General features: G+C 34.6%; 1 protein-coding gene. It reads left to right on the plus strand.

What is annotated here, in order from left to right; all coding sequences use genetic code 11:
* The first annotated feature begins 32 nt into the window (after positions 1-32).
* Positions 33-746, plus strand: coding sequence for a hypothetical protein (locus V7164_RS23385; protein ID WP_335355388.1), 714 nt, complete (start codon positions 33-35; stop codon positions 744-746).
* The last annotated feature ends 61 nt before the right edge of the window (positions 747-807 follow it).

The raw sequence follows: 807 nt of genomic DNA on the forward strand, positions 1-807 counted from the left end.
TTCTTATACATAGACTAAAGGGATTGATATAAATGAAAAAAGGTTTACAGCTGCTCGGTTGTTTGCTGTTATTTATACCGCTATTATCCGGATGCATGTATCCAAAAGAACAATTAGCACAAAAAAAAATTCCTTATGAAGATCAGATTAACGCTGTACAAACAGCTGTCAATTCTTATAAAGAAGCAAATAACGGACTTCTGCCTATTAAAACTAAAGATGAATCAACCCCAATATATCAAAAGTACCCAATTGATTTCAAAAAGCTTATACCTCAATTTATGGCAGAGTCGCCTGGTAATGCGTACGAATCTGGAGGGGTTTTTCAATATGTTCTAATAGATGCAGAAACAGAGCCAAAGGTAAAAATTTTTGATTTAAGAATGGCTGAAACGATTCGGGATATTAAGTTAAGAATGAAATCACAGAAATACCCTCCTTATAAAGAACAGCTTGCAAAAAATGTTTTTACTTTGGATTTTACTAAGCTTGGCTATAAAGAAAGCCCGGTAGCATTGAGTCCTTATAGTGGAAGAAATCTGCCATTTGTGATTACAGGTGAAGCAGAGGTTTACGTTGATTACACGAGTGATCTTCATGAGGCCATGCAAAAACAGGAGATTTCTTATAAGCAAGGGGACGATGTAAGGGAAATCCTTACGAAAGAATCTGCATTTGTTCCTGCTTATTCTTTACCGTATACAATTGATGAGGAAACAAAAAATCCAATCTTTTTAACGAAATAGGCATAACCCTTCTTCTGCAAAATATATTGTAGGAGAAGGGTTTTTTTAATGCTATTTTAAC

The sequence above is a fragment of the Bacillus sp. JJ1474 genome (genome assembly GCF_036965225.1).
Classification (GTDB): Bacteria; Bacillota; Bacilli; order Bacillales; family Cytobacillaceae; genus Cytobacillus.